Origin of the sequence: Verrucosispora sp. WMMD1129 (genome assembly GCF_029581255.1) — a bacterium.
Taxonomy (GTDB): domain Bacteria; phylum Actinomycetota; class Actinomycetes; order Mycobacteriales; family Micromonosporaceae; genus Micromonospora; species Micromonospora sediminimaris.
This window is the reverse complement of sequence record NZ_CP120741.1, coordinates 6,360,936-6,385,263: the sequence shown is the minus strand read 5'-3', so window position 1 is coordinate 6,385,263 and position 24,328 is coordinate 6,360,936. Positions and strand designations below refer to the sequence as shown.

At 70.4% G+C, this 24,328-nt stretch carries 20 protein-coding genes and 2 pseudogenes; 11 read left to right on the top strand and 11 right to left on the bottom strand.

Features of this window, described 5'->3' with window-relative positions:
- Positions 1-54 precede the first annotated feature (54 nt).
- The 3 genes and pseudogenes from O7624_RS29520 to O7624_RS29510 all read left to right on the top strand — a co-directional run.
- Entirely contained in the window at positions 55-2,382 is a 2,328-nt protein-coding gene (locus O7624_RS29520) for an aminotransferase class III-fold pyridoxal phosphate-dependent enzyme (RefSeq protein WP_282238210.1), read from the top strand.
- Positions 2,383-2,385: 3 nt separating this feature from the next.
- On the top strand, positions 2,386-3,978 hold the full coding sequence (locus tag O7624_RS29515) for an FGGY-family carbohydrate kinase (protein WP_282238209.1): 1,593 nt from the start codon (positions 2,386-2,388) through the stop codon (positions 3,976-3,978).
- Between the two features lie 330 nt (positions 3,979-4,308).
- A pseudogene (locus tag O7624_RS29510) lies at positions 4,309-5,976 on the top strand (hypothetical protein); the annotation flags it as partial.
- Positions 5,977-5,998: 22 nt separating this feature from the next.
- On the opposite strand, the gene O7624_RS29505 reads toward O7624_RS29510, so the two are convergent.
- From O7624_RS29505 to O7624_RS29495, 3 genes are all read right to left on the bottom strand, one after another.
- Positions 5,999-7,477 (bottom strand): cation:proton antiporter, encoded by a 1,479-nt coding sequence (locus O7624_RS29505; protein ID WP_282238208.1) that lies wholly within the window; start codon positions 7,475-7,477, stop codon positions 5,999-6,001.
- Positions 7,478-7,526: 49 nt separating this feature from the next.
- Entirely contained in the window at positions 7,527-7,754 is a 228-nt protein-coding gene (locus O7624_RS29500) for a potassium transporter TrkA (RefSeq protein ID WP_282238207.1), read from the bottom strand.
- Between the two features lie 277 nt (positions 7,755-8,031).
- Positions 8,032-9,486 carry a glycoside hydrolase family 43 protein gene (locus tag O7624_RS29495; RefSeq protein ID WP_093406731.1) on the bottom strand — a complete coding sequence of 485 codons (1,455 nt, stop codon included), beginning with the start codon at positions 9,484-9,486 and terminating at the stop codon, positions 8,032-8,034.
- A gap of 248 nt (positions 9,487-9,734) precedes the next feature.
- Here O7624_RS29495 and O7624_RS29490 point away from each other — a divergent pair, with 248 nt between their 5' ends.
- Positions 9,735-10,280, top strand: a complete 546-nt coding sequence (locus tag O7624_RS29490; RefSeq protein ID WP_282238206.1) for a GNAT family N-acetyltransferase — start codon at positions 9,735-9,737, stop codon at positions 10,278-10,280.
- Between the two features lie 218 nt (positions 10,281-10,498).
- Here O7624_RS29490 and O7624_RS29485 read toward each other — a convergent pair whose 3' ends face one another.
- From O7624_RS29485 to argS (O7624_RS29470), 4 genes and pseudogenes are all read right to left on the bottom strand, one after another.
- Entirely contained in the window at positions 10,499-11,386 is an 888-nt protein-coding gene (locus O7624_RS29485) for a GNAT family N-acetyltransferase (protein WP_282238205.1), read from the bottom strand.
- 194 nt (positions 11,387-11,580) lie between these two features.
- On the bottom strand, positions 11,581-12,021 hold the full coding sequence (locus tag O7624_RS29480) for a hypothetical protein (RefSeq protein ID WP_282238204.1): 441 nt from the start codon (positions 12,019-12,021) through the stop codon (positions 11,581-11,583).
- A gap of 350 nt (positions 12,022-12,371) precedes the next feature.
- Positions 12,372-13,262: an arginine--tRNA ligase gene (argS, locus tag O7624_RS29475; RefSeq protein ID WP_282238203.1), complete on the bottom strand. Its 891-nt coding sequence runs from the start codon at positions 13,260-13,262 to the stop codon at positions 12,372-12,374.
- An 82-nt stretch (positions 13,263-13,344) separates the two neighbouring features.
- Positions 13,345-13,602, bottom strand: a pseudogene (argS, locus tag O7624_RS29470) (arginine--tRNA ligase); the annotation flags it as partial.
- 433 nt (positions 13,603-14,035) lie between these two features.
- Here argS (O7624_RS29470) and O7624_RS29465 point away from each other — a divergent pair.
- Positions 14,036-15,502 carry a hypothetical protein gene (locus O7624_RS29465; protein WP_282238202.1) on the top strand — a complete coding sequence of 489 codons (1,467 nt, stop codon included), beginning with the start codon at positions 14,036-14,038 and terminating at the stop codon, positions 15,500-15,502.
- 28 nt (positions 15,503-15,530) lie between these two features.
- On the opposite strand, the gene O7624_RS29460 is transcribed toward O7624_RS29465, so the two are convergent.
- Together O7624_RS29460 and O7624_RS29455 are read right to left on the bottom strand one after the other, a co-directional pair.
- Positions 15,531-16,028, bottom strand: a complete 498-nt coding sequence (locus tag O7624_RS29460) for a VOC family protein (RefSeq protein ID WP_282238201.1) — start codon at positions 16,026-16,028, stop codon at positions 15,531-15,533.
- A 164-nt stretch (positions 16,029-16,192) separates the two neighbouring features.
- Positions 16,193-16,642, bottom strand: a complete 450-nt coding sequence (locus O7624_RS29455; protein WP_282238200.1) for a MarR family winged helix-turn-helix transcriptional regulator — start codon at positions 16,640-16,642, stop codon at positions 16,193-16,195.
- A 57-nt stretch (positions 16,643-16,699) separates the two neighbouring features.
- Between O7624_RS29455 and O7624_RS29450 the strand changes: the two genes are divergently transcribed.
- Entirely contained in the window at positions 16,700-17,818 is a 1,119-nt protein-coding gene (locus O7624_RS29450) for a bifunctional NAD(P)H-dependent oxidoreductase/GNAT family N-acetyltransferase (protein WP_282238199.1), read from the top strand.
- Positions 17,819-17,827: 9 nt separating this feature from the next.
- Positions 17,828-18,772: an FAD-dependent oxidoreductase gene (locus O7624_RS29445; RefSeq protein ID WP_282238198.1), complete on the top strand. Its 945-nt coding sequence runs from the start codon at positions 17,828-17,830 to the stop codon at positions 18,770-18,772.
- 64 nt (positions 18,773-18,836) lie between these two features.
- Here the strand turns inward: O7624_RS29445 and O7624_RS29440 are convergent, their stop codons facing one another.
- Together O7624_RS29440 and O7624_RS29435 are read right to left on the bottom strand one after the other, a co-directional pair.
- Positions 18,837-20,000, bottom strand: a complete 1,164-nt coding sequence (locus O7624_RS29440) for a HAMP domain-containing sensor histidine kinase (protein ID WP_282238197.1) — start codon at positions 19,998-20,000, stop codon at positions 18,837-18,839.
- Positions 19,997-20,653 (bottom strand): response regulator transcription factor, encoded by a 657-nt coding sequence (locus O7624_RS29435; RefSeq protein ID WP_282238196.1) that lies wholly within the window; start codon positions 20,651-20,653, stop codon positions 19,997-19,999. The genes O7624_RS29440 and O7624_RS29435 overlap by 4 nt, the downstream gene beginning before the upstream one ends.
- A gap of 129 nt (positions 20,654-20,782) precedes the next feature.
- Here O7624_RS29435 and O7624_RS29430 point away from each other — a divergent pair, with 129 nt between their 5' ends.
- Genes O7624_RS29430 through O7624_RS29415 form a run of 4 tightly spaced genes read left to right on the top strand, consistent with a single transcriptional unit; the run spans position 20,783 to position 24,309 of the window.
- Positions 20,783-21,316: a hypothetical protein gene (locus tag O7624_RS29430; protein ID WP_282238195.1), complete on the top strand. Its 534-nt coding sequence runs from the start codon at positions 20,783-20,785 to the stop codon at positions 21,314-21,316.
- Entirely contained in the window at positions 21,313-22,389 is a 1,077-nt protein-coding gene (locus tag O7624_RS29425; RefSeq protein WP_282238194.1) for a peptidoglycan-binding protein, read from the top strand. The genes O7624_RS29430 and O7624_RS29425 overlap by 4 nt, the downstream gene beginning before the upstream one ends.
- The gene (locus tag O7624_RS29420; protein ID WP_282238193.1) at positions 22,386-23,081 is read left to right on the top strand and encodes an ABC transporter ATP-binding protein; all 696 of its coding nucleotides are present in this window, start codon (positions 22,386-22,388) and stop codon (positions 23,079-23,081) included. The genes O7624_RS29425 and O7624_RS29420 overlap by 4 nt, the downstream gene beginning before the upstream one ends.
- Before the next feature lies 1 nt (position 23,082).
- Positions 23,083-24,309, top strand: a complete 1,227-nt coding sequence (locus O7624_RS29415) for an ABC transporter permease (protein ID WP_282238192.1) — start codon at positions 23,083-23,085, stop codon at positions 24,307-24,309.
- Positions 24,310-24,328: the final 19 nt, after the last annotated feature.

The following is a 24,328-nucleotide window of genomic DNA, read 5'->3' as shown; positions in this document are numbered from 1 at the left end:
CGGCCGCGCGACGATGAACCCGACCGGCGGGCGGGCCAGCGCAGCGACCGCCCGGTGGCCGACGAACCGACGGAGGAGAACGCCGTGCAGCACCGCCTGTCCCGCCAGCACGTCGTCGACATGTGTCGCAGCATGCTCGCCCGGGGCTACCTCAAGGCCACCGAGGGCAACGTCTCGGTCCGGGTGCCCGGCCACCGGCGGTACGCGGTCACCCCGAGCAACTACGACTACGACCGGATGCGGGTCGAGGACATCTGCATCGTCGACTTCGACGGCAAGCACGTGCCCGACGACTCCGGCACCGACCTGAAGCCGTCCATCGAGTGCGGGATGCACGCCAACATCTACCGGGAGCGGCCGGACGTCAACGCGATCGTGCACACCCACCAGCCGTACGCCTCGGCGCTGGCCTTCCTGCGCAAACCGATCCCGGCGCTCACCGACGAGCAGGTGCGCTTCCTGGGCCGGGAGGTGGCGATCATCGACTACGCCCCGTCGGGCACCGGGTTCCTGGCCCGCAACGTGCAGAAGAAGGTGGCCAGCGGCGACAACGCCTTCATCATCGCCAACCACGGGGTGGTCGCCGTCGGCACCGACCCCGACCGGGCGGTGTTCAACATGGCGCTGCTGGAGAAGGTGTCCATCGCCTACCTGCTGGCGCTGACCAGCGAGGCGGGGAAGGTGCACACCATCCCGACCGCGATCCGGGAGATCGCCTTCACCAAGCTGCGGGCCGACGAGAAGCGGATCGCCGCGCAGCTCACCGAGGCGGTCGAGCCGCTACGGGTGCCCGCCGACGAGGAACTGCCGAGCGCCGACGCGGCAGCCGCCGAGGTCGCCGCCGGCCGGACCGCGGACATCACGCCAGGCGCGGTGGACGGTGCCGCGTCCCCGGGCAACGGGACGGACAGCGATCCGGGCGTCGAGTCGGCCCGGCTCGGGTACGCGATCAGCGAGTACCCCGACGTCGACGACGTGATGCGTCGGCTGAAGGCGCTCACCGCCCAGCCGGTGCGCGGACTGCGCCACGACGCGATGCTCGACGTGCTGAACTACTTCGACACGAAGTGCCGGGCCAGCAAGGAGATCACCGACCGGGCGCGGCGGCGCATCCCCGGCGGGGTGCAGCACAACCTGGCGTTCAACTATCCGTTCCCGCTCGCCGTCGACAAGGCCGACGGAGCGTACCTGGTGGACCGGGACGGCAACACCTACATCGACTTCCTCCAGGCCGGCGGACCGACGATCCTGGGCAGCAACTACGGCCCGGTCAACGAGCGGGTCGCCGAGGTGGTCCGGGACTCCGGCCCGGTGACCGGGCTGTTCCACGAGTACGAGCTGAAGCTCGCCGAGATCATCCACCGGTTCATGCCGCACGTGGAGATGTACCGGTCGCTGGGGTCGGGCACCGAGGCGGTGATGGCGGCCGTCCGGGGCGCCCGCGCCTTCACCGGCAGGAAGATGGTGATCAAGGTCGGTGGCGCCTATCACGGCTGGTCGGACACCATGGTCTACGGGCTGCGGGTGCCCGGCACCTACCGGATGAACGCCAAGGGCATTCCGTTCGGGGCCACCGCCCGCACCCGGGAGGCATTCCCCCACGACCTGGGTCAGCTCAGGCGCAAGCTGATCGAGAACCGGCTGCGCGGCGGCACCGCGGCGGTGGTGGTCGAGCCGGTCGGCCCGGAATCCGGCACCCGGCCGGCGCCACGCGATTTCAACGCCCGGGTCCGCGAGTTGTGCGACGAGTTCGGCGCGCTGCTGATCTTCGACGAGGTGGTCACCGGGTTCCGCCTCGGGCTGGGCGGCGCGGCCGGCTACTTCGGTGTCACCCCCGACCTGACCGTGCTGGGCAAGGCGGTCTCCGGCGGCTACCCGATGGCCGGCGGCGTCGGCGGGCGGGCCGACGTGATGGCGGTCTTCGGTTCCGGGCTGGACGGCAAGAGCGGAGCGCACATCCAGGTCGGCGGCACCCTGTCGGCCAACCCGCTGTCCTGCGCGGCCGGCTACTTCGCCATCGAGGAGATGGCCCGCACCAACGCGCCGGTGATCGCGGGCCGGGCCGGTGACCGGCTGACCCGCGGCCTGCAACGGCTGATCGACTCCTACGGGCTGCCGTACGTGGCGTACAACCAGGGGTCCATCGTGCACCTGGAGTGCAGTGGCGTGATGCTGTTGGACATGCGCAACCCGGTGAAGCTGCTCAAGGAGAACAAGACCCGCAAGCGGCTGATGGAGCAGATGGGGGCCGCCTACACCGCACACGGCATCGTCACCCTGGCCGGCTCGCGGATGTACACGTCGATGGCCGACACCGACGAGGTCATCGACGACGCGCTCGCCCGGTTCGACCGGGTCTTCGCGCTGGTCGAGGGGGTCTGATCCGTGGCCGCCAGCCCGCCGCAGGTCTTCGCGATCGACCTGGGCACCTCCGGGCTGAAGGCCGCGCTGGTCGCCGCCGACGGCACGGTCACCGGCTGGGCCGAGCGCCCGGTCCCGCTGCGGGTGCTGCCCGGTGGCGGCGCCGAACAGGAGCCGCTCGCCTGGTGGAGCGCGCTCGGGCAGGTCGCCGCCGAGCTGGGACGCGACCATCCTGAGCAGATGCGGGCGGTCGCCACGGTGTGCGCCTCCACCCAGGGTGAGGGGACCATCGCGGTGGACGCGGCCGGTGCACCGCTGACCGCGTGCATCAGCTGGCTCGACATGCGCGGCGCGCCGCACCTGCGACGGCGGTTCGGCGGCTTTCCCGCGTACCAGGGGATGTCGGTGCGCCGGATCGCCCGCTGGCTGCGGCTCACCGGCGGCATGCCCTCACCCACCGGCAAGGACCCCGCCGCCCACATGCTGTTCGTCCGCGACACCCTGCCGCAGGTGTACGCGCGCACGGCGACGTTCCTCAACGTGCTCGACTGGATCAACCTGAAGCTCACCGGACGCACGGTGGCGACCGTCGACTCGATCCTGACCTCGTGGGTGACCGACAACCGGCGTCCCGGCGACATCCGCTACTCCCCCACCCTGGTCGCCGACAGCGGCATCGACGCGGACAAACTGCCACCGATCGTCGCCTGCACCGAAGTGATCGGCACGTTGACACCGGCCGCTGCCGCGCACCTGGGCCTGCCCGCGACGGTACGGGTGGTCGCCGGTGCGATCGACAACACCGCCGCGGCCATCGGCGCCGGCACCACCGATGACAACAAGCCGCACCTGTACGTCGGCACCTCCTCCTGGATCGCGGCCCACGTGCCCCGGAAGAAGACCGACGTCTCCGCCGGCATCGCCTCGGTGCCCTGCGCGGTCGGCGACCGTTACCTGATGACCGCCCTCCAGGCCACCGCCGGCGCCAACCTGACCTGGCTGCGGGACAAGATCGTCGAGTACGACGACCCACTGCTCAGCGCCGGTCACCTCAGCCGCGACGAAGGGACGATCTTCGACGCCTTCGACACGATCATCCCGACGGTGCCGCCGGGCGCGAACGGGGTGCTCTACACCCCCTGGCTGTACGGCGAACGTGCCCCGGTGGACGACGCGAGCCTGCGTGCCGGGTTCTTCAACATCTCCCTCGACACCAACCGCTCGGACCTGTTGCGGGCCGTCTTCGAGGGGGTCGCCTTCAACACCCGCTGGCTGCTCGGCGCGGTCAACCGGTTCCTGGGCGCGCCGGTCACCTCGATGGCCATCACCGGCGGCGGGGCGCTGTCGGACTCGTGGTGTCAGATCTTCGCCGACGTGCTCAACGTCGAGATCCGCCGCGACGCCCAGCCGCTCGCGGTCAACGCCAGGGGCGCCGGGTGGATCGGCGCGGTCGGCACCGGGCAGCTCACCTTCGCCGACATCCCGGGCCTGATGCGTACCGACCGGGTCTTCACGCCGGACCCGGCGCACCGGTCCGGCTACGACAAGGTCTTCGACGTCTACCGGCAGCTGCACCAACGACTCGCCCCGGTCTACCGACGTCTCAATCGCGGCTGACCTGCTTGGCGACCCGCGGCTTCTGCGCGATCGACAGGTGATCAGCTTTTTGCCCGTTTCCCATTAATCGGGATTGGCGGCTGTGATGCCCGCCTGGAAGTTTCGGCGGTCATCGATGATGGCTTTTATCCTCTGATCGATGCGACGCTATGACGTCGGCGTCGGCCATCGACAGGAGGATACGTGCAGGCAATACGTCGCAGGCTACTCGGAGCCCCCTCCGCCGACCCTGAGCAGGCCGACCCGGAACAGGCAGCAGCGGATGTCCCGCCTCGTAAGGGACAGGGACGGCTGGCGGGGGCCGCTCGGGTGGCGTCGCGCCTGTCGCTGCATGAATGGACGTTGGCGGCAATCGCTGGAGTGGCGGTGGCTGTTGTCCTCACCTGGCCGACGTTGAAGCAGCCGTGGACGACCATCCCGGGCGACATCGGCGATCCCCCATTGCAGGCGTGGCAGGTCGCCTGGGCCGGGCATGCGCTGGTCACCGACCCGCTCAACCTCTGGCATTCGAATACGTTCTTCCCCGACCTGTACACGTACGCCTACACCGACATCGTGCTCGGATACGCACCTGCCGGTCTGTTCGTCAACGGCGTGGCGTCGGCCATCTTCCGCTACAACCTCCTCTACGTCCTGGCGCACGCACTCGCCTTCGTCGGGGCGTACGCCCTGGTGCGACAACTCGGCGCCATCCGGACGGCGGCCGCCGTCGCCGGCGTCGCCTGGGCCTTCGCGCCGTGGCGGCTCGCGCACAGCGGCCACCTGAACATCCTCTCCATCGGCGGCGTCGCACTGTGCCTGGCGATGCTGGCTCGCGGCCACGGCTGGTCCCTGCGGGACGGTCACCGACCGGCGCTGCACCGTCCCGGCTGGATCGTGGCCGGCTGGCTGGTCGCCGCCTGGCAGCTGACCCTGGGTCTGGCGATCGGCCTGCCGCTTGCGTACTTCCTGGCCGGCACCATGCTTGTGGTCCTCGTGGCGATTGGCTGGGCCCGCTGGCGGACCGGCACCTGGTTGTTGGGTCGCCGGGTGGTGCTCGCGAACCTCTTCGGCGGCGTCGTCTTCGGGGCGGTGTTGATCTGGTTGGGGATCACCTTCCTGCGGGTCGTGGAGCTGAACCCGGAGGCGCACCGGGACCTGTCCTGGACAGAGATGTTCTCCCCACCCCTGCTGGGATACTTCGTCGCGCCCGCGGACTCGTGGCTGTGGGGCGACCACTTCGCGGCCGCCCGCGCCCAGCTGTCCTGGCCGCCGGAGATGGCGCTGCTGCCGGGCGTCACGTTGATCGTGCTGGCCGTGGCCGGGCTGAGCTACTCGACGTTCCGGGTGCGGCACCGAGTCCTGCTCGCGCTCGGCGTGCTGGTCAGCGGCGCGCTCGGGCTGGGCAGCAATCTCGTCGGTCAGGGCGACCCGGGATACCTGACCCTGTCCCGACTGCTGCCCGGATGGGACGCGCTACGAACCCCGGGTCGGCTGATGGTGTGGACGAGCCTGCTGCTCGCCATTCTCGCAGCAGGAGCTATAAGCGAATTCGGACGAAATCGGCCCAAGGTCGGATGGCCGAAGCCGGTGAGCGCGGTCGTGCTCCTGCTGCCCCTGCTGCTGGTCCTGGTCGAAGGGGTCAACCGGACACCACATCCCACCGTGCCCACCGCCCCGCCAGCGTTCCAGGCGGCGGACGACCCGATGCTGGTCCTGCCCAGCAACGGCGTGGCCGAATCCGACATCATGCTCTGGTCCACCGAGGGATTTCCCCGCGTCGCCAACGGGTCGGTCACCTTCCTGCCGGCCAGTCAACAACAGATCCGCGCGGTGACCACGACCTTCCCCGATCCGGGCAGCATCGCCTTCCTCCGGCAGGTCGGCATCCGGTCGGTGGTCGTCCTGCCGGACAGGCTCACCGGAACGCCCTGGGACGGCCTGCCCGCCCGGCCGGTGGACGGCCTCGGCATCACCCGGGAGGAGATAGCCGGCGCGTGGGTGTACCGCCTCGACTGAGGCGGGCCCAGCGTACTGCTTGTCACTCCCGGGTGGCGCCCATGGGCTCGCGGATCAGGGCACCGTCGATGTAGCAGTACCGCCAGTCCTCGCCCTCCTCCAATGACCGGATCAACGGATGGCCGGTCTGCCGGTAGTGCTCCTCCGCGTGGTTGTTGACCGAGTCACTGCAACAGCCCACCGCCCCGCAGGTCAGACACATCCGCAGCTGCACCCAGTCGTCGCCGCTCTCCACACACTGCGGGCACGCGTCCGCGTCGGACTCGGTGATGTGGATCCGGTCGAGGTGCGTGCAGGCGGTGCTGATCGTCTCCTCACGCACGTACCGCCAACTGGAGTGCAGCAGCCGGTCCGGGATCATCCGAGCCAGGAAACGTGAGTTCGCCGCGAGCAGCGGGCTCGCCACGGCCAGGATCAGCACGTACAGGGCGATGAACGGACCGAGTCGGTCGTCCAGACCGGCGGCGATGGCGAGGGTGGCCAGGATCAGCGAGAACTCGCCCCGGCCCAGCACGGTCAGGCCGACGTTGGCGGCCCCGCGCTGGTTGAGCCCGAACAACCGGCCGGCGATCAGGCCGGCCACCACGTTGGTGACGATGGTCATCAGTACGGCGAGCAGCACCGGCAGCGCCACCGAGCCGAAGTCGCCGACGTCGATGCTCAGCCCGAACACCAGGAAGAAGACGGCCGCGAAGACGTCACGCAGCGGCAGCACCAGACGTTCGACCCGTTCGCGGATGGGAGTACGGGCCACCACGAGACCGATCATCAGCGCGCCGATCGCGTCGGAGACGCCGATCTCGGCCGACACCCCGGCGACGAGCACGACCAACCCGACCATCAGGATGGCCAGCAGTTCGTCCTCGTTGCTGTCGATCACCTTGCCGACCAGGCGGGCGCCGAAGCGGGCGACGGCGAAGAGCACCACCAGGTAGGCGAAGCTCAGGCCGATGCGCAGCACCAGTTCCCCGGCGGACCCGGCACCGGACAGCAGCGGCGAGAGCAGCGCCAGATACAGCGCGAGGAACAGGTCCTCGATCACGATGATGCCGAGAATTACCGGCGTCTCCGCGTTGGCCAGCCGCCGGAACTCGATGAGCAGTTTCGTCACGATCGCCGACGAGGAGATGCCGAGCGCACCGGCGATCACGAACGCCTCGTAGCCACCCCAACCAAGGGCGAAGCCGAAGAGCAGCCCCGCACCGACGTTGAGGCCGATGTACGAACCGGCGGCGACGAACAGTCGTTTACCGCTGCCGAGCACCTGGTCGACCGGGAACTCGACGCCCAGATGGAACAGCAGCAGGACCAGGCCGAGGGAGGCGAGCAGGCTCAGGTCCTCGGGATGAGCGATCAGCACCGGCCCCGGGGTACCGGGCCCGAGCAGGATGCCCGCCAGCATGAAGAACGGCACGGTGGGCAGGTTGATCCGACGACCCGCACGGGCCAGCAGGCCCGCGATCAGTACGAGGGCCCCGAAGCCCACGAGGTCAGCATGCACGATGAGGACTCCTGGAGCGGACTGAGCGAGAGCGCAAGACGCGGAACGACTACTCGGAGAAGTACGTGCCGGCCAGCAGGGCGCCCACCTTACGCGCCTGCTCCTCCGACATCTCGATCACGGCGACCGGATCATCCTGCCCGGCGGCGAAGACGTAGAGGTCACGGTTGCCGTCCCGGCGTACCACCACCGAGATCCGTTGGGTGTTGCTGCCCAGGTCGACGTCGTACCGCTTGCCGATACCTGGCAGTTCCTGCACATAAATCCCTTTGCCCATGGCCCCTCCCGCTGCGCGGTCCACGATCTCTGCGCAATGGTACGAGGCAGCCGGCGCGGGCCGGCTGAATCACCACCTGCTTGGTCTGCGGCAGGGCGTCGATCAGGGGCTGGGACACGTTGATCGTGTCGGAGACGACCTCGTGCGGTGTGTTCGCCATCCACCGGAACACCCGCGAAGGCGGTTCGTCCCGATTCACCCACACGTGGGCTTCGCGGTGATCGCCCCGGTGCCGCTTCGCTGACGGAACCGTCGACGCGCACCCGCTGGCGAACGGCTACGAGGTGAGGCGGAACGTGGCGTCGGCGCGTGCCTGGGCGTCGTTGATCGGGTCGAGTCGCAGCTGGTAGTTGTAGTGCCGGACGTACCTGTCGGGGTAGTTGTACGACCGGAACGACGACCAGGACGTGTTGCCGAGGCCGGCAACCTGCCGGAAGGTGGCGTCGGCGGCGAAGACCGAGCTTCCGTCGTTGGCCGCCAACACGAAGTCGAAGCCGTAGTGCCGCAGGTAGTGGCCGGGATAGTTGACCGATTCGAACGACACGCCGGCGGCGTCGGCCAGCCCGGGCACCACCCGGAACTGGGCGTCCTGGGCCGGGCTGACGTTCGCGTCGATGCGTACGTCGTAGTTGGCGTGCCGCACGTACCGGTCCTGGTGGGTGTACGCCTGGATCCGGTTGGCCGGGGTGGTGGCGCCCCAGCGTCCCAGCACCGCACTCTCCTCGGCGGCGGTCAGGTTCAGGATCGAGCCGTGTCGTTTACGGCTGGCACCCAGCTGGTAGTCGGTCCGGGTCCGGAAGTTCGTGACGCTGCCCAGGTTGGTGGAGGTGACCGGCATGTAGCCACGCCCGGTGGCGTACTGGTCGAGCCAGAGCGCCCACTCGTTACGACCGTTGAACTGCATCCACATCGGCCCTTCGACCACGTTGCCGCCGCCGGTGCCGTTGGAGATGCCCAGGTGGGAGAGGTTACCCAGCGTCGTCCACGAGCCGAGGATCGAGTTGCTGCCCTCGATGGTGATGTGCCCGTCGGCCGACGCCCGGTAGTAGCGGTACCCACCGACGGACCCGGGTACCTCGACGATCTGGGTGTCGATGATGCCCTGCCCACCGCCGGGGCGTTCGATGTAGAGCTGGGGCGCGGTGAAGCTACGGAAGTCGCTGGTGCGGACGTACCAGATGCGGTGCTTGGTCACGCCGTCGCGCAGGGAGTTCGTCGCCCAGTAGACGACATAGTCACCGGTCGCCGCGTTGTAGATGGCCTCCGGCGCCCAGGCGTTGCCGGCGCCCGGGATGGCACCGGCGACGTTGATCAGCCAGGGTGCGGACCAGTTCACCAGGTCGCGGGACTCCCACACCACAAGCGACCTGCTGCCCCGGTTCGCCGCGTCGTTCCACGAGGTGCCGCTGGCGATCCGTAGATCGGTGGCGACGATCCAGTACCGGTCGCCAGCGGGCGAACGGACGATGGAGGGATCGCGCACCCCCCGGGTGCCGACCGTGGACAGCAGCACGGGTGCGCCGTTGTTCAGGTCGCGCCAGTTCAGCCCGTCCCGGCTGTGGGCGAAGTAGACCTGCTCGCCGGTGGCCGACTCGCCGGTGAAGTGCGCCATCAGGTAGCCGGCGAACGGGTCGAGCGCGGCGGCCTCGGCACGCGGTGCCTGTGCCGCCGGCAGCAACAGCAGACACAGGGCGGCGAGCAGAGCGCTCGCCCTGGTCAGGACTTTGGACATGCGACTCTCCGTCCGTCCGGCGCGGCCGACGTTAGCGCTAACATCACCCGCGCCCGGACGGCCCTGGTCACTGTTTCGGGGGTGTTACGCAGTCTCCGCTTGAAATCGACACCCGTCAAGACAGTGACCGCTTCCACGCCGTCGCCTACGTCAACGGCGACGGGCCGACGGCGGCGGCCGGTCTCGGCACCCGGCGCTGGCACGGAAACGTGGGTGACGGTACAGAACAGCACCGACAGAATGTTCCGGTGCAGATCCGAGAGGCGCGTCAGGACGAGCTACCCATCCTGCAGGACATCGAACGCGCCGCCGGACAATGCTTCCGCGACGTCGGTATGCCGCAGATAGCCGACGATGCACCGCTGCCGTTGGACATCCTCGGCCGCTACCGCGAGGCAGGCCGCGCCTGGGTGGCCACCGACACGACCGAAAGGCCGGTCGGCTACCTCATCGCCGACCTCGTCGACGGCAACTTCCACATCGAACAGGTCTCCGTACATCCCGACGCCGCCCGTCGCGGGATCGGACGTCAGCTCATCGACCACCTCGTCGACCATGCGATGGCCAGCGGCATCCCCGCCCTGACCCTCACCACGTTCACTCAGGTGCCGTGGAACGCCCCGTACTACGCCCGCTGCGGCTTTCACACCCTGGACCAGAGCGACCTCACCCCGGGTCTTCGGGCCATCCGCCAACGCGAGGCAGCGCACGGACTCGACCGCTGGCCCCGCGTCTGCATGCGCCGAACCCTGTGCCCGCCCTCGAACCAGACGTCGCCCCGAGGGCGGCCCTGACGAACACCCACCGGAAGATCATTTATCGGCGCCCTGCGAGCTTGCCGTACCAGATCTCCATGTACTGCACCAGGCACGCATGCCTGGTGCTCCAGCACTGTCAGCAGCAGGCGGGAGCCGCCACGGTCCATGACGTCATGACGCTTTCTACCCAGCCGTCCCGCGCCGCGGCTACCGGATTCCGTCACCCTCATCTAGCACGACAGCTGCCCCGGTATTCACCGGGAACCGCGGCGCAGATCGGTCACCTCAGCTGACGGCGTGAAGCCGGCCGAGGCGTAGGTGGCTACGGCGCCGACGTTGGAACTCTCCACGCACACACTCGCGCTGGACGAACCCATGTCGCGAAGTGCCGCAGCGGCGGCGAGCGTGATCGCCGTGCCGTAACCATGGCCTCGGTGACTTTGGTGGACGCCCATCGGTTCCAGCAATCCTGGCCGCCCCGGGCCGGCTGACCACACTGCCGCGACTGCCACGGCCTCGCCGCCCTGATCGAATGCGGCGAGGCAGCGTGCGTCAGCGTAGAACGGGCCACCGGCCATGGCGAGCCAACGCCCAACCGTGCGGCGCCGGTCGGCATCAGTGAAGGGCGACCCGCGAAACGCGGACCAGTGGACGCCGACCCACACCTCGGCGCGATCGGACTCGATGGTCTCGATACGCAGACCGCAGTCCTGCACCGGGTCTGAGAGACAGCGGTGGAACGTTGTCCACGGCTCATCCCGCTCCCAACCCCGTTCCAGCAGCAACTGGGTGAGACGCTGCGCACCTCGGGCTTCGACGGTCGCACCGTCGGGATCCAGCACACGCCCTGGGGCGTCCAGGTCAGCGGCGAGCCGGCGGGCCAACGCCTCGTCATCACGCCAGTCGGGAGCGACGGCCATGCGCACCAGTTCGGGGCCGTCCAGCAGCCCGATCGCGTGAACCACCCCGTCGCGCAACCACATCCGGAGGTCAGCCGCCGTAGCCTCGGCACCACGTAACGAGTGCCAGCCGAGATCGCCGGAATGCAGTTGCAGCGGTCCCCCGTCAAACTGCCACCGCTTGAGCGCGTCCACCGCTGATGGCAGCTCATCAACGCTCGGGGTGCTCAGAATGATGCTCATGGTGCACCCAAACCCAAAGAGCGGCCTGGCACCATCCATTATCGAAGCAGTCGACGTTCGTCACGGTTCGCCCAATGTCTGTATCCAGGTCTCGCGCGCCGGCCGCTGCAGCGACTGCCGAGATGGCTCGAAGCCCAGTCGCTCGTAGCCGGGCACAGCTCAACTGGCTGCCTCAACCTGCCCGCCTCGGCACCTCAGCGCCGGTAGATATCCGGAAACGCCGCCATGGCGGTCCGCAGGTCGGTCAAGGGACCGCCGTCGATCGGGGTACGGGTTGCCAGCAACCGCTCGGTGCCGCGCCAGACTGCCATCGCGTACTCGGCCTCGGAGGTATGGCAGAGCAGCCTGCCGGCGGGCGTGCTGACGTGCAGTCCGTGACGGCGGGTACGACGCAGGGCGAAACTCCAGGCGCTGGAGGCACCGGTGAACACGTAACTGTCATCCCGGCGCGCCAACAGGGTCGCGACGCCGTGGAGCATGTCCGCTGCGGCGAGATACACCATCAACAGCCCGCGCGACCCGAACTGGCGGGAACTGTGGGCCCCACCGTCCCAGCGCAGGCTGACGTGTCCCAACTCGAACCCGGTGACCTGCGCTGGCTCGTCAACGGGTGCGTCGAACGCCACGACGATCACACCATCATGTTCACACACCCGGCCCACGGATACGGGTGATGGCCGGCGTGCCGCCACCGTATCAAGGGCTGCCGGTCGAGCGGCTGGTCTCTGCCTCGGCACAGATCGCGGCCATCTCACTCAGGTAGGTGGCCAGTGGCGCAACGCCCGCCGTCGCCCGCCACTGGTCCACACCAGACTCGCCCCGAATCGGGGTCGCGTGCACCGGTCCGTCCGTACCGCACCGCACCTGCGTCCCGTCCGCCCGTCCGCCCGCGTTGATCAAGAGGTTTTGGTCTCCGACACGCGCGAACGCAGACGAAAACTTCTTGATCAACGCGTCCGCCGCGGGCGGGGGTGGGGGTGGGGGGTTATAGGTGGGTGGGGGTGGGGATGCCGAGGAGGTGTAGGCCGGTGCGGAGGGTGTCGCCGGTGAGGTGGCACAGGGCGAGGCGGTTGGCGCGCTGCGGTCCGGTGGCGCGTAGCACGGGGCAGTGCTCGTAGAACGCGGTGAAGGTCTGCGCCAGCCGGTACAGATAGCCGCAGAGGCGGTGCGGCTCGTGACCGGCGACCACCTCGGCGAGGGTGTCGGCGAACCCGTCGAGATCGAGGATCAGCGCCCGTTCGGCCGGTTCCAGCGCCGCCGTCACGTCGACTGTGGCGTCGACACCGTCGGCCCGGGCCAGGATGGAGCGGACGCGGGCGTGCGCGTACTGGAGGTAGACGCCGGTGTTGCCGACCAGCGACAGCATCCGCTGCGGGTCGTACACGTAGTCCCGGGTCCGGTTGGTCGCCAGGTCGGCGTACTTCACCGCGCCGATTCCGACCTGCTGCGCCCGCTCGTCCAGGGCGGACCCGGTCAGCCCGGGATTCTTCGCCGCGACCACCTCCCGGGCCCGGTCGACCGCCTCGGTGAGCAGATCGACCAGGCGGACGGTGTCGCCGGCCCGGGTCTTGAACGGTCGCCCGTCCGGGCCGAGGACGGTACCGAAGGCGACGTGCACGGCGGCCACGGTCGACGGCAGCCAACCGGCCCGACGCGCGGTGTCGAAGACCATCCGGAAGTGCAGGGCCTGCCGGGCGTCGACCACGTACAGCAGCCGGTCGGCGTGCAGTTCGACGACGCGTTGCCGCAGCGCGGCCAGGTCGGTCGCGGCGTAGCCGAAACCGCCGTCCCGCTTGCGTACGATCAGCGGCGTCGGCTCGCCGTCCGGGCCGCGGAGGTCGTCGAAGAAGACGCAGAGCGCGCCATCGCTGGTCACCGCGCCCCCCCCGGCGCTCAAGCTCGTCGGCGACCTCGGGCAGCGCGGCGTTGTAGGCGCTCTCCCCCACCGTGTCGGCGTCTCTGAGCCGCACCCCGAGCCGGTCGTAGACGTGGGTGAAGTAGCGGGTCGACTCGGCGACGATGTCCCGCCAGGCGGCTACGGTGCCCGGGTCGCCGGTCTGCAACGCCACCACCCGCCGCCGGGCCCGGTCGGCGAACGCGGAGTCGGTGTCGAACTCCGCCCGGGCCCGCCGGTAGAGCGTGGCCAGCCGGCCCATGGTGCCGGTGTCGTCCGGTGCCGGCGGGTCGGGGTGCTCGACCTGGTACTGGATGAGCATGCCGAACTGGGTTCCCCAGTCGCCGATGTGGTTGCGCCGCACCACGGTGCCGCCGAGGTGTGCCGGCCGCACGACAGGTGCGGGCACGGCGGAAGGAACGCGCGGGTGAGCGGGACGACTATCGTCGTCGCAGGCGCGAGCGGCGGACGGTGTCGAGCACCCGATCCATCTCCACCGCCTCGAACGCCGGGGCCGCGAACCGAGCGCGGCCAGATGCCGGAAGTGTACGCGTCGTGCGGTGCGGATGTGGACGTGGTTGTCCCGCCGGTGCCGTCGAGGCGTGGGGAAATCCCTGATTCCCTCGCCGCCGGCGCTGTCTAGGGTCGACTCAGGGCCCGGCCCGGTACTCGCTGGTCTGACCGCGCCTGACGCCGCAGCTCCGGTGCCATGGTGCCGGTGGGTGGCACCGTCCCGACCCCGATGAGGAGTACCGGTGCGCAAGGTTGTCTCGGCTGTCCTCACCGTGGTCCTCGCGCTGGCAACGACAGGGTGTGGCGGTCGGTCCTCGGGCGATCCAACCGCCGCCGAGGACCCGTACAGCGAGTCCGCGCTGCGCTACGGCATGGCGCCGGTGCCGCATCCCGACCTGACGTACCAGCCGGATGTGGTGCTCGTCGGCGGTGGGGGCCGCTCGGTCCGGTCGGTCACCGCCGACGGGTTGACCTGGCGGATCGACGGCGACGCCTCCCGTGCCGATGACCTGACGCCCGGGAAGGTCATGTTCGTCACCGGACGTGGCGTCGGCCGGGTGCTCGACGTGCAGCGCGACGGGGGCGACCTGCTCGTCACGATCGGCCCGGTCAGCGTGACCGATGTGATCCGCGACGGCACTCTGGAACAGCGCGGCATCGCCATTGAGAACCCGGTCGTCTACCAGGCCGGTGAGCCGATCTGGGCGATGTCCGAGGAGGAGGCCGGCGCCCTGGTCGCCACACCCACCGGCCGCGCCGGCCGGGCCGGGCCGCTGCGGCTCGCCCCGCCACCGCCCCGACCGAACCAGCCGCCGCCGAGCCGTGGCGGTGGCGAGGTCAGGACGGTCGTCGCCAACTTCTCCACCGGCGTCAGCCTCAACGACGGCGCGGAGGTCAGCTTCCACTACCACCGCAACGGTACGAAATTGTCCGGACGGGCCGCACTGACCTTCGCCAAGCCGGAAGCGGACTTCCACCTGAACATCAAGGGCGGTTCGGTGACCCGGGCGGAGCTGTCGATCAGCGGCGGCTTCGGCATCCGCTACTCGTTCGAGGCTGGTCTCCGGGACGGGCAGAACATCAGGACGGTGCTCCCCATCCCGGTGGACTTCAGCATCCCGATGGGCACGGTGCTCGGCGTACCGCTGGCGTTGACCGTCAGCCAGACGGTGAAGGTCACCACCGCCTTCGGCGCGAAGGCGGGGACGATCAAGGGCAAGGGTGAGTTCTCCCTCGCCGGCTCGCTCGGCTACGGCTACGCCAACGGCACGTTCGGCCCCCAGGTCAGCAAGAACTTCAAGCGCAAGGAGAGCCTGATCAACTCGCTGACTGGCGTTCCGGTCGGGGTGATGGGCCTGCTCATCGAGCATCAGGTCCGGTTCGACGTCGGTTTCAGCGCGTTCGTGCTCAAGGCCGGCCTGTTCTTCGAGGTGTCCACCGCGTACGGGACGACAATCGGATCGGCGCTCGGCGCTCCGCTGGCGGTCTGCCGGGGGGTGGGCATCGGCGTCCGAGCCTCGTACGGCGTCGGATACACGATCCTGGCCCCGGTGGTGAACGTGATCAACAAGTTCCTCAGCCTGATCAACGTCAAGCCGATCGACCCGTCCGGCAAGCTGGGGCCGCCGCCGTACGTCATCCACAGCGACGAGGAGGTCATTCCGCCCGGCACCAGACTCTGCGGCACCCCGAAGCCGGCCGCCGACTGAGCACGGTGCCGGCGGCCCGGACGTCCGGTCACCGGCCCACGTCGTCGCCAGTGGGTGAGGAACCGGCCGCGTCGGTGCCGAATCCGTCGAGCGCGGCGCGCTCGTCGAGCGTACGCAGCTCCTGAAACACGGTGATGTGCAGGCCGGCCGGGGCGTCGAGGCGGGCGTTGACCGACTGCCACGGCGTGGTGGTGGGTGGTGCCACCTGCTCGGCGCCGGCCGCGACCAGCCGGTCGGTGGTCGCGGCGGTGTCGTCCACCTCGAACGCCACCCGGATGCGCGGGGCGACCTGACGTCCCACCTCCACGTCGTCGATCATGCGTTTCTGCGCCGGGTTGGCGATCTCCAGCGTGGCCCGTCCGGCGTCCAGGATCACCACCTGGGCATCGTCCGCGCCGGAGAACGCGGCCTGCTCGGGCAGGCCGAGCACGTCGCGATAGAAACGCACCGCCGCGTCGTAGTCGTCGGCCTGCACTACGAGCCGCAACTGGCGGACCGTCGACGTGGACCTCTCGGATGAACTCACTGCTGCCACTCTCCCGCGCTGGTTTCCGTGGGTGCCGGTGCCGGCACCCACCGGCCATGGTGGTGCGCTCGGCCGCCGACCGCCACTCTGGGCGGCCGGGCCGGTCGTCGCGCCGCCGGGCACGTCGCGGCGGTCACCGCCCCGGTCACGTCGAGTCGCCGGAGTCAGTCGGGTAGGTCGGCGATCCGGGTCGAGAGCTTGCGCAGCACGGCGAGTTCGTCGGCGCTCACGTGCTCCAGGAAACGGGAGCGTACCGAGACGACGTGGTGCGGGGCGGCCTGTTCGAGGATGGCGAAGCCGTCGTCGGTCAGGTGCAGGAGACAACCACGGGCGTCCTGCGGGTCCGGCTCCTTGTCGATGAGCCCCCGTGCCTGCATCCGGGCGGCGTGGTGGGACAGGCGGCTGCGTGACCACTCCATCTTGGCGGCCAGTTCCCGGAGCGCCCATCGGCGGTCGGGCTTCTCCGACAGCGTGCTGAGCACCTCGTAGTCCGCAGCGGACAATCCCGAGTCGCGGGCCAGGTCGCGGCCGATCCGGGCGGGTAGGGCGGTGAGCAGCCGCCGGAAGGCCCGCCACGCCTGCTCCTCCTCCGCACTCAGCCAAGCCGTCTCCATGTCCGCCACCCTACATGTCATTGACACGTCATTGAAAGTACGCCTATGGTCGTTGACATGTCATCGAATAGCTCCGGCGACCTTCGTGTCCTCGTCATCACCGCCAGCACCCGACCCGGCCGGCTCGGACCCGCGATCACCGACTGGTTCGTCCGGACCGTCCGCCCGGCTGCCGCGTCCGACGCGATCACGGTCGACGTCGCTGATCTGGCCGACGTCGCACTGCCCCTGCTCGACGAGCCCGAACATCCCGCGAGCGGCAGCTACCGGCACGAGCACACCCGCCGGTGGAGCCACACCGTCGCCGCAGCCGACGCCTTCGTGGTGGTGACGCCCGAGTACAACTTCGGCATGCCGGCGGCGTTGAAGAACGCCTTCGACTTCCTCTACCACGAGTGGGCGTGGAAGCCGGTGGCCTTCGTCAGCTACGGCAACACCTCCGCCGGCACCCGATCCGCGCAGATGGCGAAGCAGGTCGTCACGACGCTGCGGATGATGCCGGTCGGCGCCACGGTGGCCCTGCGCATCGCGGACACCGTCCACGACGGTCAGGTGGCCTCGTCCGCGGCGCTCGACGAGGCCGCCCGCGCGCTGCTGGTCGAGCTGAGCCGGGTGGCCCGTGCGCTTCGTCCGCTGCGCGGCGGCACCGACCCGACGGCCGTCGACGCGCCGGTCACCGGTCTCACACTCCGCGAAGCCCAGGCCGGCGACCTGGCGGAGCTGCTGGTCCTGCAGCGGTGCTGCTGGGTCCAGGAGGCCATCGTCAACGACACCCTCGACCTGGCGCCGCTGCGGGAGACGATCGACGAGTTGCGGGCGTCGCTGGAGACCTGGCGATGGTGGTGCGTACGCCGCGACGGCCGCCTCGTCGCTGCGGTGCGTGCCCGGGCGCAGGAGCGCGCCTGGCTCATCGGTCGCCTGATGGTGGCGCCCGACCAGGCAGGCAACGGCATCGGCTCCTGGCTGCTGTCGTACGCCGAAGGACAGGCGCCCGAGCAGACCACGCACTGCACCCTCTTCACCGGCCACCGCAGTGTCCGCAACATCAGCCGGTACGAGCGCGCCGGTTACACCCGCACAGCCACCGGCGACATCCCACCGGACAGCGTCCGCCTGTCCAAGCCACGCTCCGACGACCTGGCCGGCGCTGTCCAGCACGGTGTCCCTGTGGTGTGATCTCCAGGCATGAGGGTCCGGGTGGTCGGTGCCGGCGTCGTCGGTCTGACGAGTGCGCTGCGCCTGGCACGCGACGGCCATGACGTCGACGTGGTTGCCGCCCGGACGGGCGACGACACGACATCGGCGACCGCGGCGGCACTCTGGTATCCCTACCGCGCGTATCCGGCGGCGGAGGTGACCCGTTGGTCGGCGTCCACCTACACCACCCTGCGTGGCCTGGCCGCCGATCGGCGCACCGGCGTACGGATGCGCCTGGGTCGGGAGCTGTTCCGTCGGCCCGCCGCCGAGCCGTGGTGGCGGGACGCGGTGCCGGACCTGGCCCGGGTCGCCGCCGAACGACTACCGACCGGCTACGCCGACGGTTTCGAGCTGACCGTCCCGGTGGCGGACATGGCGGTCCACCTGCCCTGGCTGCTCGGCGAGGCGACCGCCGCCGGGGTCACGGTCCGCGCCGGGCGGTACGAGAAGCTGGCCGACGCCTTCGTGGGCGTGGATGCCGTGGTCAACTGCACCGGGCTCGGGTCCAGGGAACTGGTCGGTGACGTACACCTCTCTCCGGTGCGGGGGCAGGTGGTCGTCGTCGCCCAGTTCGGCCTGCGCGAGTGGGTTCTCGACCAGTCCGATCCGGCGCACCTGCGTTACGTCGTACCCCGGGGTGACACGGTGCTGCTCGGTGGCACCGCCGACGACGGCGACGAGGACCTGACCGTTCGGGCGGACACGGCCAGCGGCATCGTCGACCGCTGCGCCGAACTCGTACCCGCGCTGCGCGACGCGCGGATCCTCGGCCACCGGGTCGGACTACGACCCGGCCGTCCGAGCGTTCGGCTGGAGGTCGAGGTCACCGGTCGTGGTCCGGTGGTTCACTGCTACGGACACGGCGGCGCCGGCGTGACGCTCTCCTACGGCTGCGCCGAGGACGTCGCCCGCCTGGTGTCCGGACTCCGCTGAGCGACATCACCCCGCGAGCCGACGCGCCGACATCACCGCAACGGCACGACCGGCGACATCACCGTCACGGCGTGGACGACGGCAGTGTCACCGTCACGGTCAGGCCGCCGTCGGGGCGTGGTTCAGCCTCGGCGACGCCGCCGTGGGCCCGGGCCACCGCCCGCACGATCGACAGCCCGAGCCCGAAGCCCCGCGTGCCGGCGACCCGCTCCCGGCTGAGCCGCCGAAACGGCTGGAACATCGTCTCCACGTCGTAGCTCGGGATCACCGGACCGGTGTTGACCACGACCAGCGTGGGACGCCCGGCCACCTGCCCGGTACGCACCCGCACCCAGCCGCCCGCCGGCACGTTGTGCCGCAGGGCGTTCTCCACCAGGTTGAACACCAGCCGCTCCAGCAGCACCGGGTCGCCGACCGTGCGGACCGGTTCCCACGAGCGGTGCACCGCAACACCGGGGTGCCCAGGCGTCACCTGCTCGACCACGTGGGCGGCGATCTCGGCGAGGTCGACCACCGCGCGCTCGGTCACCTCGCTCTCCGAGTCGGCGAGGGTGAGCAGACCGTCGATCAGCCGCTCGTGCCGTTCGTTCACCGACAGCAACGCTTCACCGAGCCGACGAACCTCGTCCGGGGCGTCCGGTCGGCTGACCGCCAGCTCCACAAGCGCCCGGTTCAACGCCAGCGGCGTACGCAACTCGTGGGAGGCGTTCGCCACGAACCGGCGTTGGCCGTCGAAGGACCGGTCCAGCCGCTCCAGCATCTGGTCGAACGTGTCGGCCAACTCCCGCACCTCGTCGCGGGGGCCGGTCAACGCGATCCGTTCGTGCAGACCACGTCCGGCGGAGTCGGCCCCGGCGATCCGGCGGGCCGTCCCGGTGATCTGGTGCAGTGGTTGCAGCGCCCGGCCGGCGACCAGCCAACCGATCACCACGGCCGCCGCCGAGACCACCACCAGCGCGAGGCCGCCCTGGGTGAGCAGCGACTCCAGGGCGGAGCGCTTGGCCTCGCTCTGCACGTCCTGGATCAACATGCGGATCTTGTCGAGGTCCTCCATCGACGTCGGCATCCGGGTCACCACGGTGGCGCTGTCCGGCAACTCGGCGCGCATCGGCTGCGGCATCCGCTGGTCCACCAGCACGTACGTGACGCCGAGCAGAACGATGCCGGCGAGCAGGAGAAGACCGCCGTAGACCAGGGTGAGGCGGGCCCGCAGAGTCAGTCGCTTCACCGGATCGTGTACCCCGTGCCGGGCACGGTCTCGATCACCGGAGGATCGCCGAGCTTGCGCCGCAGCTTCATCACGGTGACCCGGACCACGTTGGTGAACGGATCGATGTGCTCGTCCCACGCCCGCTCCAGCAGTTCCTCGGCGGAGACCACCGCACCGTCGGCACGCAGCAACTCGGCCAGCACCGCGAACTCCTTGCGCGACAGCGACACGTACCGACCGTCGCGGTACACCTCGCGGCGGCCCGGGTCCACCGCGAGGCCCGCCCGGCGCAACGTCGGTGGCGCGGCGGGCCGGGCCCGCCGGGTCAGCGCGTGCACCCGGGCGGCCAACTCCACAAGCGCGAACGGCTTCACCAGGTAGTCGTCGGCGCCCAGGGCGAGGCCGGCCACCCGGTCACGTACCGCCGCGGCCGCGGTGAGCATCAGCACCCGGGTGTCACCCCCGGAGTCCACGATCGCCCGGCACACGTCGTCGCCGTGCACCACCGGCAGGTCCCGGTCGAGCACCACCACCGCGTACTCGTTCACCCCGAGCCGTTCCAACGCGGCATCGCCGTCGTACGCGACGTCGACCGCGAACGCCTCCCGGCGCAGCCACTCCGCGATGGCGTCGGCCAACACGTCCTCATCCTCGACCACCAGCACTCGCACCGGTCCATGGTGCCGCGACCGCAGATAACGCCGCCGTAAACGTGATCGGTTACGCCCGCGATACGTCACCGCGGATGCACTGGTCCGGTGTCCGGCGACCGTCGTCGGACACCGGAGAGGACACCGACGATGCGACGGAGCACACTCACGCTTCCCGTACTGCTGATCCTGGCGCTCGCCGGGTGCGCCGGCCAGGACGGCGACCGGACCGGGGTGGCCACCGCCGGCGGCGCCGCCGCGCCCACCGCCTCCACCGCCGGAGACGATGCCGCCGGCAGCGACGCCGAACGAAGGCTGGAATTCGCCCGCTGCATGCGGGAGAACGGGGTGGAGATGCCCGACCCGGAGGCCGGCAACGGACCGATGTTCCGGTTCGACGGCAGTGTCGACCCGAAGCAGGTCGAGGCCGCCATGGAGAAGTGCCGCCACCTGTTGCCCAACGGTGGGCAGGCGGCGCAGCTCGACGCCGAACAGCTCGAACAGATGCGAGTGATGGCCCGGTGCATGCGCGAGAACGGTGTGCCCGACTTCCCGGACCCGGCAGCGGACGGCCGCATCCAGATCCAGCGGGACGCCCTGGGAATCGACCCGGACGACCCGGCGTTCCGCTCCGCCTTGGAGGCGTGCCGTCAGCACGCCCCGCAGTTCGGGGGCGGCCGGTGACCCGTCGCACCCGCCTGCCCGCCGCCGGTGGCGCGGCGCTGATCCTCGTCGCCGGAGCCGGGGTGGCCGCGGCGGTCGGCTTCGGTGGTGGCTCCGGCGACGGCTCGGTCGAGGCCCGCACCGCCACGCCCGGCAGCGCCGCCGTCACCCGACACACCCTCGCCGACGCCGAGACCATCGACGGGGAGCTGGGATACGGGCCCAGCCGGACCGCTACCAGCCGGCTGCCCGGCACGCTCACCGCGCTGCCCGACACCGGCGCCACCGTGGCGCGCGGCAAGGCCCTCTACGCCGTCGACAACGACCCGGTGGTCCTGTTGTACGGACGGCTGCCCGCCTACCGGACGCTGCGACCCGGCGTCGAGGGTGCGGACGTCAAGCAGTTGGAGCGAAACCTGGAAACCCTCGGTTACTCCGGCTTCACCGTCGACGACGCGTACACCTGGGCCACCGCCGAGGCGGTCCGTGCCTGGCAGGACGACCTCGGTGTGCCGGAGAACGGCCGCGTCGAGCTGGGTCGCATCGTCTTCGCCGACGGTGCCGTCCGGGTGGAGGGTCACCAACTGGACGTGGGCGCGGCCATCCAGCCGGGGCAGGCGGTGCTCACCTACACCGGCACCAGCCGGCTGGTCACCGCCGAACTCGACGTCGACGACCAGCGTCTCGCCGAACATGGCACGACGGTGCAGGTCACCCTGCCCGACGGCCGGCAGGTGGCCGGGAAGATCGACACCGTCGAGACGGTGATCCGCAACGGTTCTGCGGACGCCGGTGGCGACACCAGCGCCGAGACGAAGATCGAGGTGACGATCGCGGTCGAGGATCAGTCGGCACTGGCCGAATTCGACCGGGCGTCCGCCGAGGTCACCTTCACGGTCAGCGAGCGTGTGGACGTGCTGACCGTGCCGGTGGCCGCGCTGCTGGCGCTCGCCGAGGGCGGTTACGGCCTGGAGGTTCTCGAAGACGGAACCAGCCGGATCGTCGCGGTCACCACCGGACTGTTCGCCGACGGTCGGGTCGAGATCACCGGCGACGGAATCGTCGAGGGCACCACCGTCGGGATGCCCCGGTGAGCGGGGACGTGGTCGTGCTCGACCAGGTCGGCAAGCGGTACGGCGACGATGTGGTCGCGCTCGCCGAGGTGTCGCTGCGCATCGGGTACGGCGAGTTGGTGGCCATCGTCGGCCCGTCCGGTTCCGGCAAGTCGACGATGCTCAACGTGATCGGCACGCTGGACGAGCCGACCTCGGGCAGGGTGGTGATCGACGGTCACGAGGTGGCGCAGCTGTCCGACCGGCAACTCTCCGCGTTGCGCGCCACCCGGATCGGCTTCGTGTTCCAGCAGTTCCACCTGGCCCCGGGCGTACCGGTGGTGGACAACGTGGCAGACGGACTGCTCTATGCCGGCGTACCCCGCCGGGAGCGGCGGCGGCGGGCCGAGGCCGCGCTGGATCGGGTCGGTCTCGGGCACCGGCTCGGGCACCGGCCGCACGAACTCTCCGGCGGCGAACGGCAACGGGTCGCGGTGGCCCGTGCGGTCGTCGGTGAGCCCGCCGTGCTGCTCGCCGACGAGCCGACCGGCAACCTCGACACCGGCTCCGGCGCGGCCGTGCTCGACCTGCTGCACGAGCTGCACCGGGCCGGGACCACAGTTGTCGTGATCACCCACGACCGGGAGATCGCCGCCGCCCTGCCGCGGCAGGTGCGGATGCGCGACGGGCGGATCTGCGCGGACTCGCGGCTCGTGTCGAGCGGGGTGAGCTGACATGTCGGTGACCTTGCAGAACCGGCCGGGCGCGCAGCTCACCCCGGCCCGGATGCCCGCCGCCGACGTGGTGCGGGTAGGCGGCGTCGGGCTCCGGACCCGCCCGCTGCGGGCCTTCCTCTCCGCGCTGGGCATCGCCATCGGTATCGCCGCGATGATCTCCGTGGTCGGCATCTCGTCGTCCTCGCGCGCCGAGCTGGACCGTACCCTGGCCGCGCTCGGCACCAACCTGCTCACCGTGTCACCGGGCCGGACCCTCTTCGGTGCGGACGCCCAACTACCTGCGGACTCGGTGGCGATGATCGGCCGGATCGGTCCGGTGACGCAGGTGGCGGCCACCGGTCAGATCGCCGACGCCAAGGTCTACCGCACCGACCGGATCCCGCAGGCGGAGACCGGCGGCATCGCGGTACGGGCGACCCGGCTCGGGCTCCTGGACACCGTCGGCGGCGAGGTGGCCAGCGGCACCTGGCTGAACGAGGCCACCGCCCGGTACCCGGCGGTGGTGCTCGGCGCGACCACCGCCGAGCGGCTCGGGCTGGGCGCCGCCGGCCCGGACGTGCAGGTGTGGCTCGGTGATCGCTGGTTCACCGTGGTGGGCATCCTCGCTCCGGCACCGCTGGCACCGGAGCTGGACAACTCGGCCCTGGTCGGCTGGGCCGTCGCCGCGAACCACCTGGGCTTCGACGGTCACCCGACCACCGTCTACACCCGGACCGAAGCCGACCAGGTCGAGGCGGTCCGCGCGGTGCTCGGGGCGACCGCCAATCCGGAGGCACCCAACGAGGTCGACGTCTCCCGCCCCTCGGACGCGTTGGCCGCCGCCCAGGCCACTGACGAGACGTTCACCGCGCTGCTGCTGGGGCTGGGCGCGGTGGCCCTGCTCGTCGGTGGCGTCGGAGTGGCCAACACCATGGTCATTTCGGTGCTGGAGCGGCGCTCGGAGATCGGGCTGCGCCGCTCGCTGGGTGCCACCCGGGGGCAGATCCGCACCCAGTTCCTCGCCGAATCGCTGCTGCTGTCAGCCCTCGGTGGAGCTGGCGGGGTGCTGCTGGGCATCCTGGTGACCTCCGGGTACGCGCTCTCCCAGGGCTGGCCGACAGTGGTCCCGGCGTGGGCGACGATCGGGGGTGTGCTCGCGACGCTGCTCATCGGCGGCTTGGCCGGCCTGTATCCGGCGATCCGTGCCTCCCGCCTCTCCCCCACCGAGGCCCTGGCGACCACGTGAGGCGGCCGGCAACCGGCCG

What these genes read in the sequence shown, in the direction of transcription:
- O7624_RS29500 (WP_282238207.1), bottom strand. Translation starts at nt 7,754, where the DNA reads ATGGGCAAAGGGATTTATGTGCAGGAACTGCCAGGTATCGGCAAGCGG.
- O7624_RS29495 (WP_093406731.1), bottom strand. Translation starts at nt 9,486, where the DNA reads ATGTCCAAAGTCCTGACCAGGGCGAGCGCTCTGCTCGCCGCCCTGTGT.
- O7624_RS29485 (WP_282238205.1), bottom strand. Translation starts at nt 11,386, where the DNA reads ATGAGCATCATTCTGAGCACCCCGAGCGTTGATGAGCTGCCATCAGCG.
- O7624_RS29455 (WP_282238200.1), bottom strand. Translation starts at nt 16,642, where the DNA reads ATGGAGACGGCTTGGCTGAGTGCGGAGGAGGAGCAGGCGTGGCGGGCC.
- O7624_RS29450 (WP_282238199.1), top strand. Translation starts at nt 16,700, where the DNA reads ATGTCATCGAATAGCTCCGGCGACCTTCGTGTCCTCGTCATCACCGCC.
- O7624_RS29445 (WP_282238198.1), top strand. Translation starts at nt 17,828, where the DNA reads ATGAGGGTCCGGGTGGTCGGTGCCGGCGTCGTCGGTCTGACGAGTGCG.
- O7624_RS29430 (WP_282238195.1), top strand. Translation starts at nt 20,783, where the DNA reads ATGCGACGGAGCACACTCACGCTTCCCGTACTGCTGATCCTGGCGCTC.
- O7624_RS29415 (WP_282238192.1), top strand. Translation starts at nt 23,083, where the DNA reads ATGTCGGTGACCTTGCAGAACCGGCCGGGCGCGCAGCTCACCCCGGCC.